The organism is Streptomyces sp. PTL18 (genome assembly GCF_059510295.1).
In genome coordinates, this window is record NZ_JCAJZO010000022.1 from 60,049 (window position 1) to 74,487 (window position 14,439).

The 14,439-nt window shown below is 72.9% G+C and carries 16 protein-coding genes; 12 read left to right on the plus strand and 4 right to left on the minus strand.

Features of this window, described 5'->3' with window-relative positions; genetic code table 11:
- The first annotated feature begins 85 nt into the window (after positions 1–85).
- Positions 86–4,453: a PAS domain-containing protein gene (locus tag AC5WS8_RS30610; protein ID WP_496106739.1), complete on the plus strand. Its 4,368-nt coding sequence runs from the start codon at positions 86–88 to the stop codon at positions 4,451–4,453.
- A 73-nt stretch (positions 4,454–4,526) separates the two neighbouring features.
- Here AC5WS8_RS30610 and AC5WS8_RS30615 read toward each other — a convergent pair whose 3' ends face one another.
- The 4 genes from AC5WS8_RS30615 to AC5WS8_RS30630 all read right to left on the minus strand — a co-directional run bounded on the left by AC5WS8_RS30615 (position 4,527) and on the right by AC5WS8_RS30630 (position 8,788).
- Positions 4,527–6,182 (minus strand): long-chain fatty acid--CoA ligase, encoded by a 1,656-nt coding sequence (locus AC5WS8_RS30615; RefSeq protein WP_496106740.1) that lies wholly within the window; start codon positions 6,180–6,182, stop codon positions 4,527–4,529.
- A 75-nt stretch (positions 6,183–6,257) separates the two neighbouring features.
- A complete protein-coding gene (locus AC5WS8_RS30620; RefSeq protein ID WP_496106741.1) occupies positions 6,258–7,895 on the minus strand; it encodes a recombinase family protein in 1,638 nt (545 codons plus the stop codon).
- Complete coding sequence (locus AC5WS8_RS30625) at positions 7,892–8,242, minus strand: hypothetical protein (RefSeq protein ID WP_496106742.1); 351 nt, start codon at positions 8,240–8,242, stop codon at positions 7,892–7,894. Before AC5WS8_RS30625 ends, AC5WS8_RS30620 begins: the two co-directional genes overlap by 4 nt.
- Positions 8,243–8,275: 33 nt before the next feature.
- A complete protein-coding gene (locus AC5WS8_RS30630) occupies positions 8,276–8,788 on the minus strand; it encodes a helix-turn-helix domain-containing protein (RefSeq protein WP_496106743.1) in 513 nt (170 codons plus the stop codon).
- Between the two features lie 199 nt (positions 8,789–8,987).
- Here AC5WS8_RS30630 and AC5WS8_RS30635 point away from each other — a divergent pair, with 199 nt between their 5' ends.
- The 11 genes from AC5WS8_RS30635 (at position 8,988) to AC5WS8_RS30685 (ending at position 14,435) form a co-directional block, all read left to right on the plus strand.
- Positions 8,988–9,194, plus strand: a complete 207-nt coding sequence (locus AC5WS8_RS30635) for an XRE family transcriptional regulator (RefSeq protein WP_496106744.1) — start codon at positions 8,988–8,990, stop codon at positions 9,192–9,194.
- Positions 9,191–9,382: a hypothetical protein gene (locus AC5WS8_RS30640; protein ID WP_496106745.1), complete on the plus strand. Its 192-nt coding sequence runs from the start codon at positions 9,191–9,193 to the stop codon at positions 9,380–9,382. Before AC5WS8_RS30635 ends, AC5WS8_RS30640 begins: the two co-directional genes overlap by 4 nt.
- A 65-nt stretch (positions 9,383–9,447) precedes the next feature.
- The gene (locus tag AC5WS8_RS30645) at positions 9,448–9,798 is read left to right on the plus strand and encodes a hypothetical protein (RefSeq protein WP_496106746.1); all 351 of its coding nucleotides are present in this window, start codon (positions 9,448–9,450) and stop codon (positions 9,796–9,798) included.
- Complete coding sequence (locus tag AC5WS8_RS30650) at positions 9,795–10,175, plus strand: hypothetical protein (protein WP_496106747.1); 381 nt, start codon at positions 9,795–9,797, stop codon at positions 10,173–10,175. The genes AC5WS8_RS30645 and AC5WS8_RS30650 overlap by 4 nt, the downstream gene beginning before the upstream one ends.
- Positions 10,172–11,263, plus strand: coding sequence for an ERF family protein (locus AC5WS8_RS30655; protein ID WP_496106748.1), 1,092 nt, complete (start codon positions 10,172–10,174; stop codon positions 11,261–11,263). The genes AC5WS8_RS30650 and AC5WS8_RS30655 overlap by 4 nt, the downstream gene beginning before the upstream one ends.
- A complete protein-coding gene (locus AC5WS8_RS30660; RefSeq protein WP_496106749.1) occupies positions 11,260–11,922 on the plus strand; it encodes a hypothetical protein in 663 nt (220 codons plus the stop codon). The genes AC5WS8_RS30655 and AC5WS8_RS30660 overlap by 4 nt, the downstream gene beginning before the upstream one ends.
- A complete protein-coding gene (locus tag AC5WS8_RS30665) occupies positions 11,919–12,074 on the plus strand; it encodes a hypothetical protein (protein WP_496106750.1) in 156 nt (51 codons plus the stop codon). Before AC5WS8_RS30660 ends, AC5WS8_RS30665 begins: the two co-directional genes overlap by 4 nt.
- 59 nt (positions 12,075–12,133) lie before the next feature.
- The gene (locus tag AC5WS8_RS30670; protein WP_496106751.1) at positions 12,134–13,033 is read left to right on the plus strand and encodes a hypothetical protein; all 900 of its coding nucleotides are present in this window, start codon (positions 12,134–12,136) and stop codon (positions 13,031–13,033) included.
- A gap of 213 nt (positions 13,034–13,246) precedes the next feature.
- A complete protein-coding gene (locus tag AC5WS8_RS30675; RefSeq protein ID WP_496106752.1) occupies positions 13,247–13,720 on the plus strand; it encodes a zinc finger domain-containing protein in 474 nt (157 codons plus the stop codon).
- A complete protein-coding gene (locus AC5WS8_RS30680) occupies positions 13,717–14,277 on the plus strand; it encodes a hypothetical protein (protein ID WP_496106753.1) in 561 nt (186 codons plus the stop codon). The genes AC5WS8_RS30675 and AC5WS8_RS30680 overlap by 4 nt, the downstream gene beginning before the upstream one ends.
- Positions 14,274–14,435, plus strand: a complete 162-nt coding sequence (locus tag AC5WS8_RS30685; protein WP_496106754.1) for a hypothetical protein — start codon at positions 14,274–14,276, stop codon at positions 14,433–14,435. The genes AC5WS8_RS30680 and AC5WS8_RS30685 overlap by 4 nt, the downstream gene beginning before the upstream one ends.
- Positions 14,436–14,439: the final 4 nt, after the last annotated feature.

Genomic DNA, 14,439 nt, shown 5'->3' on the forward strand with positions numbered 1-14,439 from the left:
GACTCCCTCGCGTGACACGCTGCGGGCCGGTTGGCAAGATGGCCCTCGCGGTCAGCAAGGTGCGGTAACAGGGAGGAAGCGTCTCGTGAGCAGCAGGCCATCCCGAGGCGCTGCTCGCCTCGCTGCCATACTGGACGCGCTCCCCGACGCATTGGTGCTGGTCAACGCCAACGGCACGGTCGTCAACGCCAACACCATCGCCCTGGAGGCCTTCGAGACCCCCGGAACCGCGCTTGTCGGGCGCGGGCTGCTCGATCTGCTGCCGCAGTTCGACTCACGGCTGATCCCCGGCTCCATGCGACGCCCCGACTCCCTCGACCCGCGGGGGCAGACCAAGCCGACCCGGATGATCGCCCGCCGCACGGACGGCACCGAGTTCCCCGTCGAGGTCACGAGCGCCAACCTGGAGGACGGCCGGCAGGCCTACGACGGCTACGGCTACACCGGCGACGAGCTGCTGATGCTCGTCGTCCGCGACCTGTCCGGCACCGTGGACACGGAGGCCGAACTCGCCCGCTCCCAGCGGCAGACCGAGATGATCCTGCGGGCCGCGGCCGAGGGCGTGGTGGGGACGGACACCGACGGGCGGATCGTCCTCGTCAACCCGGCCGCCGCCCAGATCCTCGGGTACCGGGCCAGCGACCTCGGCGGCAAGGAACTGCACACTCTCGTCCTGCACTCCCGCGACGACGGCTCCCCCTTCCCGTACACGGAGTCGCCGCTGTACGACACCCTGCGCTCCGGGCGCAAGCACCGGGTGCGCGGGCAGGTGCTGTGGTCGAAGCCCGGGGACAGGGTGCCGGTCGACCTGACGACCTCGCCGGTGCGCGACGGCGACCAGATCGTCGGCGCCGTGATGACGTTCACCGACCGGCGCCCGTTCGACGCCCTCGTCGCGGAGCGGGACAAGGCCGTCAAGCAGCACCAGGAGGAGCTCGAGCGGGTCGCCGAGAAGCACCGGGAGGAGCTGGAGGGGCTGCGCGAGGAGCATGCCGCCGAGCTCACGGGGCTGCGCGAGCGGCACGCGGAGGAGATCGCGGCCGGGGAGGAGCGCTACGCCGCCCTCGGCGAGCGCGAGAAGGACCGCTACGAGGCGCTCACCGCCCGGCACGACCAACTGCTCGCGGTGCTCGGCCAGTCGCTGCGCGGCCCCCTCGACGAACTGCGCGGTGAGCTGTCCAAGCTCGCCGCGGACGACGCCGGCCAGCTGTGGCCGGAGGCCAACCAGGTCCTCCACCACCTCTCGGCCGGCTACTCGCGCATCACCACGCTCATCGACAACGTCCTCGGCTACCAGCGGCTCGACGCCGGCGAGGACGACCTGGTGCGGACTCCCGTCATGCTCGACGCGGTGGTCGCCGCCGGCGTCGACGGCGCCGTCGAGCTGATCGGTCCGGGCAGGGTCCAGTTCGCGGTGCACGCTCCGCCCATCGAGGCCGAGGTCGACCCGCAGCGGCTCGCACAGGCGCTGGCGCATCTGGTCGCGGACGTGGCGGGCGTCGACGCCACGGGCAACGCGCCGGTCTCGGCGGGCGGTTACATGGACAACACCGTCGTCGTGGCGGCCGCGCAGCGCGGCGAGGTGGTGCGGATCGAGGTGCGCGGCCCGTACGCCGGTGGAGACGCGGTGCACCAGCCGATCGTGGGCGGCATCGTGCGCGCGCACGGCGGTGTGCTGCAGACGCACGAGGTGCCGGGCATGAGCGGCAGCGCGTACGTGCTCGAAGTGCCGCTCGGCGGCGGCGCGGGCGCGGTCGCGGTGGCTCCGGCGGAACCCGACGCCGAGACTGCCGCCGCCGAGACTCCCGCGGACGAGCCGGGGACCGAGGTCGCGCGGTCCGAGCAGACGGAGCAGCAGGGCGGTGGACGGCGGCGGGCTCGTCGGTCGTCCGTGGACGCGTTCCTGGAGAGCGAGGTCGGCGATTCCGCCCCCGCCGCCCCCGCCCCGTCCGACGCTGCGGCAGCGGCGCCGACCGGGCGGCGCCGGCGACGTGCGGCGCAGCAGCCCACCGCCGAGGCACCGATTCCGGAGCAGGCGGCCGGTGGCGACGCTGCCGTCGAGGCCACCGGCGGGACAGGACGCCGGCGCGGCCGGCCCAACCTCGCCGAGGGCGTGTCCCAGGGCTCGGTGGTGACCGCCGCCGAGCACGCCGCGGGAGCCCCGGCCGCAGCCACCGGACTCGGCGGAACCGTGCCGCCGCAGGGCGTGCCCGCGCCCACGGGCCGCCGGGCCCGCCGGGACCCCGGGCAGCAGGCGCTGCCGCCCGCGCTGCCGGCCGCCTCCGACACCCCGTCCGGTGACGCCGCTGCCGCCCCCGCGCCCACCGGACGCCGTCGGCGTGCCCTCGCAGCCGCGAACGAGCGTGCCGCCGCGGCGGAAGCCGCTCCCCGGACGGTGTTCGCGCTGCCGCCCGCCGAGGCGGACCGCACACCGGAGCAGGGCGCGCCCGCCGCCGTCCGGGCCGATGAGGGCCGCCATGACGCGGTGCCGCACGACGCTGCCGACGAGCACACGCCGCCGCAGCCGCATCCGGTGTCCGCGCCCACGGGCCGCCGCCGTGCCCGCCCGGCCGCCGATCCCGGTCAGCCGCAGCCTCAGCCGGCGCCGGTGCCGGACGGCGCGTCCGCCCCGGGGGCCCCTCACCAGGGCCCGCCCGCGCAGATGACGCCGGGCGCCCCCGCTCAGGGCGTTCCCGGGGCCGAAGGCCCACAGCCCGTCCCGGCACAGGGAACACAGGGTGCACCGGGTGGACCGGTGCTGCCCGGTGGGCCGCTGCCGGCTCGGGCGGCGCCCGGTCAGCCGGTCCCGGCCCAGCCCGTCCCCGGTGTTCGGCCCGTGCCCATGACGCCGGGCCACCCGGTGGCGGCCCCGGGGCAGCCCGTGGCCCCGGCCCAGCCGGTTCCCGCCGCCGTGCCCGTACAGCCCGTCGCGGGGCAGCCGGGGCAGCACCCCGTCGCACCACCCCGGCCTGCGGCGCAACCACAGCCACAGTCCCAGCCCGCGGCGCACCCACAGTCCCGGTCCGGCCCGCGGGCAGCACCGGCCGCGGCAGCCGCACCAGCCCCCGGCGCCCCGGTCCCTCCGCAGGCCCCGCACCAGCCCGCCCCCGGCACCCCCGCGCCCCCGCACCCGGCTCAACCGCAGCCACAGTCGCAGACCTGGCCCGGTTCCAGTGACACCGGCGCCGGTGTGCCCGTACCGCAGACGCCCGGGACCACGCCGTCCGCGGGCACCCCGCTGCCGCCGGAACAGCAGCGCACGCCCCAGCCGCGCGCAGACCAGCCGCTGCCCGCGGAGGCGGCCGCCCCCGTCGACTCCCACTCGACACAGGGCCGCGCGATCAGCGTGCGCACGCTCGGCCAAGGGGTGCCCTTCGCACGGCAGGCGGCGCAGCCGGGGGTCCCGCCCCGTCCCACGGCGCCGACGCCTCCGCCGCACGCGTCGAACGGTTCGGGCCGCCGCCGCAAGCTGGGCACGCCTCCCGAGCCCACCGGTGAGCGCCCGGAGGCGACCGCCCGCCCGCACCCGCAGCCCGTGTCGGCTCCGGTCCCGCCCCAGCCGTCCCTGGCCGGGCAGTCCCGGCTCGCCCCGTCCACCGAGGGCGCCGGACGGTCGTACGCCATAGGGGCACCGGACGAGAACGCCGACGAGGGCCCCGAGCCGCTCGACGGTCCCGGCGGTGCCGTGGAGATCGCCGACCAGCCCCTGATGCAGCCGATGGACGACGAGCTGCCCCCGGAGCCGCTCGACAACCCGCGCCGCCTGCTCGTGTGGCCCGCACCGGACGTCACGACCCAGCAGGCGCTCAGCGACCGCGGCTACCGGCCCGTCGTCGTCAACTCCCGTGAGGAGGTCGACGCACAGATCGCCGCGTTCCCTGCGGCGCTCTTCGTCGACCCGCTCACCGGCCCGATCACCCGCACCGCGCTCCAGTCGCTGCGCCAGGCCGCGGTGGCCGCGGAGGTCCCCGTCATGGTCACGGCGGGGCTCGGACAGGCGACCAGGGAGGCGGCGTACGGCGCGGACCCGGCCGTGCTGCTGAAGGCGCTCGCCCCGCGCGACTCCGAGCAGCACCCGCCGCGCGTGCTGCTCATCGAGGAGCACGCGGAGATCGCCCTCGCGCTCACGGCCACGCTGGAGCGGCGCGGTATGCAGGTCGCGCGGGCCGCGTCGGACGCGGACGCGGTCACGCTGGCCGCGCAGATGCGGCCGAACCTGGTGGTGATGGACCTGATGCAGGTGCAGCGGCAGCAGGCCGGGGTCGTGGACTGGCTGCGCGCGAACAACCTGCTCAACCGCACCCCGCTCGTCGTCTACACCGCGGCCGTGGACCCGGCCGACCTGCCGCGGCTGGTCTCGGGGGAGACGGTCCTGTTCCTGGCGGAACGCTCGACGAGCCCCGAGGTGCAGGAGCGGATCGTGGACCTGCTGGCACGCATCGGCACGAACTGAGTTTCCTCAGCCCGTAGTTGGCACGGGGTGCTGTTTCACGTGAAACAGCACCCCGACCACGTACGTGTCGATGTCAGAGCCGTGTGACGTCCAGCGCGTTCTCCGCGTACTGCCGCCGCAGGACCTTCTTGTCGAACTTGCCGACGCTCGTCTTGGGTACCGCTTCGACGATCGTCCAGCGCTCGGGCAGCTGCCACCTGGCGATCCCGCGCTCATCGGCCAGGAACGAGCGGAGGGCGGCGAAGTCGGCCGTGGCACCCCCCTTCAACACCACGGTGGCCAGCGGCCGTTCGCCCCACTTCTCGTCCGGGACGGCGACGACGGCGGCCTCGACGACGTCCGGGTGGGCCATCAGGGCGTTCTCCAGGTCCACCGACGAGATCCACTCGCCGCCGGACTTGATGACGTCCTTGGCGCGGTCGGTGAGGGTGAGGAAGCCCTCGGGGCTGATGGTGCCGACGTCACCGGTCTTGAGCCAGCCGTCCTCGCTGAACTTGTCGGCGGGGCGCAGCGGTTCGGCGGACGGACCGTTGTAGTAGGCGCCCGCGATCCACGGGCCGCGCACCTCCAGTTCGCCCGCGGACTCGCCGTCCCAGGGGAGCCGCTCGCCGCCGGGCCCGGTGAGTCGGGCCTCGACCCCGGCGGGGAAGCGCCCCTGGGTGAGACGGTAGGTGAACTCCTCGTCCGTGCCGACGGCGTGGGCGGGCGGCCGGGCCACCGTGCCCAGCGGAGACGTCTCGGTCATGCCCCAGGCGTGACAGACCCGCATACCGAGCTTGTCGAACGCCTCCATGAGGGAGGGCGGGCAGGCGGAGCCGCCGATGGTGACCTGGGTGAGGGAGGAGACGTCGCGGGGCCGGGAGCCGAGCTCGGCGAGGAGGCCCTGCCAGATGGTGGGGACGGCGGCGGCGTGCGTCGGCTGCTCCTTCTCGATCATCTCGGCGAGGGGAGCGGGCTGCAGGAAGCGGTCCGGCATCAGCATGTTGACGCCGGTCATGAAGGTGGCGTGCGGCAGGCCCCAGGCATTGACGTGGAACTGCGGGACCACGACGAGTGAGGTGTCCTGGTCGGTCAGGCCCATCGACTGGGCCATGTTGACCTGCATGGAGTGCAGGTAGATCGAGCGGTGGGAGTAGACGACGCCCTTGGGGTCGCCGGTGGTGCCGGAGGTGTAGCACATGGCGGCGGCCTGGCGTTCGTCGATCTCGGGCCAGTCGAACGTCGTGGGCTTGCCGGCGATCAGCTCCTCGTACTCGTGCACCCGGGCGCGGGCGCCGTCGAGGAGGGAACGGTCACCGGGGCCCGACACGACGACGTGCTCGACCGTCGGGAGCTTCGGGAGCAGGGGCGCGAGCAGCGGGAGCAGTGAGCCGTTGACGATGATCACGCGGTCGGCGGCGTGATGGGCGATCCACACGAGCTGCTCGGCGGGCAGGCGGAGGTTCAGTGTGTGCAGGACCGCGCCCATGGAGGGGATCGCGAAGTAGGCCTCGACATGCTCGGCGTTGTTCCACATCAACGTCCCCAAAACACTTCCCTCGGTCACTCCGAGGTCATCGCGTAGGGCGTTGGCAAGCTGTGCGGCGCGGGCGCCGATCTCGGCGAACGTGCGGCGCTGGGGTTCGGCCTCACCGGTCCACGTCGTCACAGTCGACCGGCCGTGAACAGTACGGCCGTGTTCCAAAATCCGGCTGATCAAGAGGGGAACGTCTTGCATGAGACCTTGCACGGCAGTCCTCCCGGTGGGCGTCGCCACTTTGCGACGGCGTGCACAGATTCTGCGCACATACCAGGCGGTATGTCACTACCTCTCGGTAGCTTCTTTCCTGGTCGTGGGTTCCGGCTCTGGCCATGGGTCCGGCTTCCACAGGGGGTGAATCTCGATCTTGTGGTTTTCGGTCCCCGGCCCGTTCCGGGTGATCGCCACTCGGCGTATGAGCTTCCGAAGGATCATGTTTCGCCCGCGGGTGTCGAGGGTCGGCCACTCCTCGACGGTCCCAACCACCAGGGGAACGAACTCGCTCCGGTCTGGTAGCGGCTCCGCCTCCGGGATGCTGTCGAGCAACGCCTGTGCCTCGGCCCGCTTCTTGCGAATCAGGTCGGCGGCCTCGTCGTACTCGCCCGGCCCGTAGTCGTCCGGATTCGCCGCATGGTCGGCGCGGAGCCGGGCGAGCGCCTGGCGCTGCCTGTCGACCTCGGCCTGTGCGCGGGCGCGTGCCGCCATATTGGCGGCCTGCTCGACGGCGAGGTCCCGCTCGGGTCCCTCATCCTCGGCCGGTGGGGCAGCGTCGATTCCGTCGGCTGCCTCGTCTTGGAGCCACCGAAACACCTCCTTCTCTACGTCGAGTCGTTCAATGAGGATGCCCTCGCATGCGGTCGCGCCGGACTTCGCTCGCAGGCTGCACCGGTAGGCAAACCCCGGTACGTTGCGCCCCTCGCGGCGTGCCGTGTTCAGGCTGGTTCCCTTGCGGCATGCGGAGCATTTGACCAGGCTGGTCAGTTCGTAGATGCCCTCACGGGAGCGCGGTACGGTCGCGGCAACTTCCTTCCTGCGCTGCCGGTAGCGCTGCCACAGGTCAAAGTCGATCAGTTCCTCTTGGGCCCCCTGGATGTAGACGCGGTTCCGGCAATGGCCGTCGGTCTTCCGGCACCGGCATTCGGGGTCGTGCACGATCAGCAACCCCGCGGCAAATCCGCTGTCCATGTAGCGAGTCAGGGTCTCGGTCTGCCAGACGCGTCCCTGAGTGGTGCGGTGCCCGGCGCGGTTGAGCCTCCCGCACAGTGCGCTGAAGCCGGTACCAGCGACGTAGTCGCGGTACAGGTCGGCGACGAACGGCCCGATCACGGGGTCGGGTTCGTACCGCTCTTTCTGTACCTTCCCCGTGGCGGGGTCGTAGCGGCGGTGCCAGATGTAGCCGAAGCGCCGGCGCCCGCTCGCGGGCAAGTGCAGCTTGTAGCGCCGGTGGTCGTGCGTCTCCTTCCACTGCTCCCCGGCGCGGTCGCTCTCGAACGCTGCGAACTCCAAGATCATGCCGCGCTGGAAACGGCCGATCGCGGTCGAGGCGTCGACCGGCTCGGTCGCCGATTCCAGTTCGCCGCCGGCCTGCTGGAGTCGGGCGAGGTTGATCGCGTTGCCTGTGCGGTCACGGCCGAACCGTGAGTACCGCCAGACGGCGACGCCGCGCACCTCGCCGGCTTCTACGCGCTCGATGCACTGCATGATCTTGCGTTTGAAGTGGCGGCCGGACACGTCGAGGTCTTCGATCCATGCGACGATCCGGCGCCCAGTGCGCTTGGCCCACTGGGTGATGGCGTCCCGTTGCAGCTCGGGACTGATCTTCTCCTCTTTCCACGTGCTGACGCGGATGTACGCGAGCCACGGCTCGCCGTCCTCATCATCCGGCGAACCGCGGAACGTCGCGGGTATGTCGAGTTGGGTCACTGTGCCTTCCGTTCGACTTGGTCGGAATGACGCGGGCGCAGTTTGATCACGTTGCCCGCGACCTGCTCGACGGGGTCGGTCCGGTGGCCACCGCGGCGCGGTGCGGGGGCGTCGAGCAGGCCGCGCGCGACGTGGTCGAGGGCGCGGACGTACCCGGCGCGGTCGGCCTCGGCGAGTTGGTCGGCCGTGACGCGCTGGGAGTTGTGCACAGTGCGGATGATGAGCAGGGGTACCGCAGACAGGACGAGGAACAGCCCGGCCCCGAACAGGTCGTCGCTGTCGCCGAGCAGTCCAATGACGCCGGAGGACAGCCCCACCAGGAGCAAGGAAATTGCGAAAATGGGCATGTACCGGTGCGTCACTGCTGTGCCTCCGTGCGGTTAGTTCTCGGCGACGTTTCCCTCGCCGTTCGCGGCTCGCTGCTTTCGCAGGGTCTCGGTCATGGAGACGAACAGCTCGACTTTCTGGGGGTCGGTGATCCCCAGTTCCTCGGCTGCTGCCTCGGGTGTGAGTGGGTCGGTGCGCGGGCCCGGTTGGCGGATGGCGTGCAGTACGTCGCGGGTGAGGATGCCGGCGGCGACCAGTACCTCGGCGAGGGGCACGTCGAGGGTTCGACCGATGGCCTCGGCGACGCGCGTTTCTGGGACACCCTGACCGCGCAGCATGCGGCTGACTGACGCCTGTGCGATGCCTGACTCTTTGGCGAAGCGGGTTTGCCCGCCGCCCCTAGGTCGCAGGTCATATCCGCGGCGTTCGAGACGATCTTTCAACCATGCGGCGAACTCTTCGGGCGTAGCCCGGTCGTTCCCTGGTTGGTTCCTTCGTTCCATGGATGGAACATATCGCGGCCTGAGTGTCATGGCCACGTGATCGCGTGAAGCCGTCCAGAACATACACGTATGGCACGGTTCACCCCCCTGAGCTGCGCCAACACGCTCGAACAGGTGACCGATTGTTGTTGGGCATATGCCGTATGTCAACGCGCTTTCGAAAGCCTGCGCTCCGCTTGCATATGCCGTTTCGAACGTCCGTCCACCGTGCTATGTTCCATCCATAGATGGAACGAACCATCCGCGGAAGGACGATGTCTGTATGTACGACCGCGCCGCCCTGGTCGCCGCCGCCCGCAAGGCAGGCGACAGCACTCCGTCAGACACGGCACGACGGTTGAAGGTTGCACGTAACACCGCATGGCGTCTGTGGAACGGACACACCGCCCCAAGTGCCGCGGTTGCCGCGGCAGTTGAGGAGCACTACGGCGTTTCCACTGGTCAGCTTGTCAAGCCGGCCGCCGCATGACCGGCCGTGTGATCTCCCGCGAGCAGGCGTTCGCCGAGGCCCGCCGCGTTCTCGACGCCGCCCGGCGCCGCCGCGACCGCGACCGCGCCGCCGGCCGCCTCGCCCCCGACGTCGAACTCATCTGCCGCCGCCTCGAACGCCAGCAGCGCCACCAGGCGCCCGCCGTCGAGCGCCGCACCGCCGCCTGAAAACACCGAGGGCCGCCCGGAAGCGACCCGGACGGCCCTCGCCAACCGAAACCGAGGTTCCGATCGTGAACACCCCCCAGCCTACCGACACCGACACCGAGGCCGAGAGCAAGCACCGCGCCCGCACAGGCGTGATCGCCCGCCAGCTCGACCAGATCGCCCCCGGCGCCACCCGTGTGCGGACCGTCCCCGTGCGCACCAACCGCGACGGCGACGAACGCCTCGCAACGTGGGTCGCCCTCGACGACGCCCTCGGCGGACCGGTCAAGGCCGACCGCGACGCGCACCGCGCCGCCCGCGGCCTGCTCCGCCGCATGTTCCCCGCCGCCGACTGGACCCGCCCGCAGGTCTACGACGCGATCACGGGCGACCTCGCCGTCGACGAGCCGACCATGCCCGAGGAGCTGCACCAGTGATCCGCCCCCAGCTCAGCGCCGACGGCCGCGCCGTCCGCCTGCCGATCGCCGCCCGCGCCGAGACCGTGCTCGACGACCTCGCCCTCGCGTACGCCGAGGACCCCGACACCCTCGGCGCCCTGCTCGCCCACCACGGCGAGCACGTCGCCGCCCTCGACCGCGCGATCTATGGGCACGACGTGCCCGAGCACGAGCGCGCCATGCGGGCCGCCGCCGCCGACGGGAGCCGCGAGGCCCTGGTCGCCGAGGCCCCGGTCGCCGCCGACCTCGACGACCTGCTCGCCCCCGACGACGCGATCACCCTCGCCAGCCGTATCACCCGGCTCGCCGCCCACATACGCCACCGCACCGCCCCGGAAGGAACGTTCCGCCCGTGACAGTCACCGCCCTGCCCCTGCCCGCCGCCCCGGCCCCGTCCATGGCTACCGCGCACGCCCGCACGCCCGACGTGGTGTACGTGCCCGCGCCCGAGGGCGCCCCGACCGACCAGCCGCGTGTGTTCACCGCCATCAACGCCGTGATGCGCGACGCGATGCCCGTCGGGAAGGACCGCCGCAACGAACAGCAGAACTACGCGTTCCGCGGGATCGACGACGTCATGAGCGCCATGGCGGGCCCGCTCCGGGCGCACGGCGTGTTCATCCTGCCGACGATCGCCGACCACCAGCAGCAGCGCGACGGGAAGATGACCCGGACCCTGATCACGATGCGCTACCGCGTGTACGGGCCCGCCGGCGACTGCCTGGTCGCCGAGGTACCTGGCGAGGCGTTCGACTACGCCGACAAGGCCACGAACAAAGCCCAGTCGGCAGCGCTCAAGTACCTGTTGTTCACCCTGTTCATGCTGCCCGTGGACGGCCGCAGTATCGACGACGGCGACCGGCACCACCCCGAACCCCCGGAGGAGCACCGCGCCGAGCAGGCCCAACGCCAGCAGCGACAGCAGCAGCGCCGACAGCAGCGCCAGCAGGGCGGACAGCAGCCGCGCCGCAGCAACCGCGCCGAACCGGGCCCGTGGGAGAACCAGAGCCCGCAGCAGGGCGACGGCCTGTCGCAGCAGGCGCGGCAGTTGCTCGCCTCGGCGCAGGCCGCCACCTCGCCCGAGGAGTTCGCCCAAGTGCGTGCCCGCGCCGAGAAGTCCGGCGCCCCCGCCGACTTCCTGGCCCGCCTCGACCGGATCGACGCCGAGAAGCGCCAGGCCGCCCAGCAGGGACAGCAGGCGCCGCAGCAGCCCCAGCAGGCCGCCCCGCAGGGCGAGCAGCCCACGCCACCGCCGAGCCCGACCAAGAGCCCGGAGGCCGCCGCCGCGGAGGCCGAGAACGCGCTCAGGCTCGCCGCGTCGCGGGCACACCTCGCCGACCTCGACGCCGCGTTCGAGCGCGCCCACGGCTTGCCGATCGCCCAGGCCCCGGCCGCCCAGCTCGACGCGTTCCGCGCCATGATCGAGAACGGGGGCACCCGGTGACCGAGCAGACCGAGCCCCAGACCGAGGGCAAGCCGACCGCGCCCGACCCGATGGTCGTCCGCGACGCCGTGACCCGACAGGCCGTCCTCGGCGCCCTGCTCGACCACGTCAAGGACGCGTACAAGGACGCCAAGAAGGCCGCCGACGACCTGCTCGACAAGTCGCACAAGGCCGGCGGCACGACGCAGGTTGACGCCCTGTTGCCCAACGGGACGAAGGTTGGTTCGTCGTCCCGGTCGGGGGGCGAGCGCGAGGCCCAGGTCGTCGACGCCGAGGCGTTTCGCGCGTGGGTCCGGGACAACTACCCGACCGAGCACGTCGTCGAGTTCGTGCCCGCCCAGGTTCTCACCAGCGTGCGCCCCGGTTTCGCCGGCAAGGTGCTTGCCGAGGCGACCGCGGCCGGAACCGCCCAGTACGTCGACGCAACGTCCGGAGTCGTGCACGACGTGCCCGGCGTCGAGTTGAAGCCGTCGCGGGCCGCCTCGCACCGGCTCACCTACACCCGCGGAAGCAAGGCGCAGCCGACCAGCGGGCGCGACCTGGTCGCCGCCGCGTGGCGTGCGGGCGCCCTGGTCGAGTTCCTGCCCGCCCTCGCCCCGGCCGCGCCAACAGCCCCGACCGCCGCGGAGGCCCCGACCGCCGCAGAGGGCGAGCAGTGACGGCCACCGCCCGCGAGGACAAGCCGCCGCCCGCGTGCGACCACGGCAACCCCCGATGCGGCGCCCGCCCCATCCGCTTCTACTCGTGCGGCTACCGGTGCGACGAACACCAACCCGCCCGCACCCGCCCCTACTTCAAGCCCACCACGTGAGGCGCCCGGGGCGAGGCCCCCCTCGCCCCGGCCCCTCAGCACGACAGGAGCGACACCCCGTGACCCTCGACGCCATGGATTGGGTGTGGAACCGCGCGAAAGCGCGCGGGAACGCGCGCCTAGTCCTGCTCGCCGTCGCCGACGCCGTCACCGGCCCCGAGGCCACCGCGCGCATGGGGACGGCCGAGTTCATGCGCCGGCTCGCCGCGTCCCGCTCGACCGCGCGGGCCGCCGTCGACGCCGCCCTCGCCAGTGGCGAATTGGTCGAGGACGAGCCGGCCCAGGGAAGCCGCGCGACCCGCTACAAGATCCCCGGGGCCGTCGGGTACGTCCGCAACCGCGCTACCGGGCCGGAATCCGGCCCCATAACGGAAACGGCCCCCGGGCCGAAATCCGGCCCCCTCCCCCCTACCGGGCCGAATCTCGGCCCCCTTACCGGGCCGGAGTCCGGTCCCCTCGCCGACACCCTCGGATTCCCGTACGGGGCCGAATCTGAGCCCCCTACCGGGCCGAATCTCGGCCCCCTTCACTCACCCATAGAGGGAGTGAGTGAAGGAGTGAGGGAGCGCGGGCGCGACGCGGTCGCAGTGATACCGGAGTTCGCTCGCCCCCTGGTCGACCAAATCACCGCCGCCGGCGTCCTGGTCGCGTGGAACCTCGCCCCGGCCGAGTGGTTCATCGTCGACGCCCTGGTGAAGCGTTCCGGCCTCGACATGCTCGCCACCGCCGCCGTGCAGGCCGCCGCCCGCAACCGCCGAGGCGTGTCGCACGCCCGGTACTTCCTGCGGGCGTGGCAGTCCCTACCGCCCGCCCCCGCGCCCGGCACCGTCCCCGCCTCGGCCCCAGCCGCTCACGGCTCGAACGTCGTTCCGTTCCCGGGCGCAGCCGGGACCGGCCGCGTCGCCCAGTCCGTCGACTACCTCGCCCAAGCCCTCGCCGCCATGGAGGCCCAGCAGTGACCCCCCGTCAAGCTCGACCCCCGGCTCGCCCTCGACGACCAGGCCGCCGCCGCCGACCGCCTCGCCCAGTGGTGCGACCTGCTTTCCGACGTCCCCGCCCAGGCGCACGGGTGGGACGCCGCCCGCACCGCCCGCGACCACATCGCACGCAGCCCGTACCGCATCCAGCCGTCGGACGTGTCCCGCCCGTGGCACACCCACAAGGCCGACGTGATGAGCCGGCACGTAGGCACGTTCGAACCCACCGCGCACCCGGAGATCAACCCCGACGACGAGACCGGCAACGCCTACGTTGCGGCACTCCGCGCCGAGCGCCAGGCCGTCGCCGCCGGCCAACAGGCCCCGACCACGCACCGCGCCCTCACCGCCGGCCCGGCCGCCGCCCAGGTCGAGCGCCGCCTCGCCGCCCTCGGCGAGTACATGCCGCGCACCGTCGCCCAGGCTCTCGCCGCTCACCGCCCGCACCGTGCCGCCCGCGAGCGTCTGGCCGCCTCCAACCTCCCCGACGCCCTCGACGTCCCGTGCACGTGGTGCCAGGCGCCCGAGGGCAAGCCGTGCCGCGGCCGGCGCATCAACCCCAAGACCGACGCCGTCGGGTACCGCGCCCGCAAGGACCCGCACCCGTGCCGCGTCGAGGACGCCCAGGCCCACCACGCCCGCCGCCAGGAGCAGGAGACCGCAGCATGAGCCCGACCCCGAAGCAGGCCCGCACCCACCGCCGCAAGGCCGTCCCGCGCGACCGGACGAAAAACGTCACTCAGTGGCGTGTCGAGGCCAGTTGGAACCACCGCCCCGACGACCCGGTCGTGATCCGGACATCGGACCGCAAGCGGGCCCGTAAGGCGTTCCGCGACCTGCTCGACAAGGGCGCATACGTGATCTTCCAGGAACACGCCGGGTGGGACCGGTGGCGCACCGTCGACGAGCAGAACGGCGCCGACCTGCTCGCCGAGCGCGACGCCGAGCAGCAGCTCGCCGCCGCCGGCCACCCGCCGACCCCCGACGCCTACCGGCCCGACGCCGGCGACCGTCACCGGTCGTGGCTCGCATGGATGGACGCCCGCGCCGAGGCCGCCCGCCTCGCCGACAAGCAGGCCGAGCGCGAACGCGCCGAGGTCGACGCCCGCCGTCGGCGCCTCGCCGACGAGGCCACCCGCGACGCCCGCGCCCTGATGAGCCCGCCGGCGATCGTCCGGCCCGAGAACCGGCAGCGCGCCCGGCACATCACCGGGGCGCAGCGATGATCCCGGGCGCCGCCCTCGCCGTCGTCCTCGCCGCCGTCGAGGACGCCCAGCGCGAGCACGACGACCCCGAGGCCGCCGTCGTCCGCATCGTGGCCGATCTGCACGCCCAGGGCTGGACCTTGGCCCCGCTCGACCGAGTCGAGCAGCAGGCCGCTTAGCCCC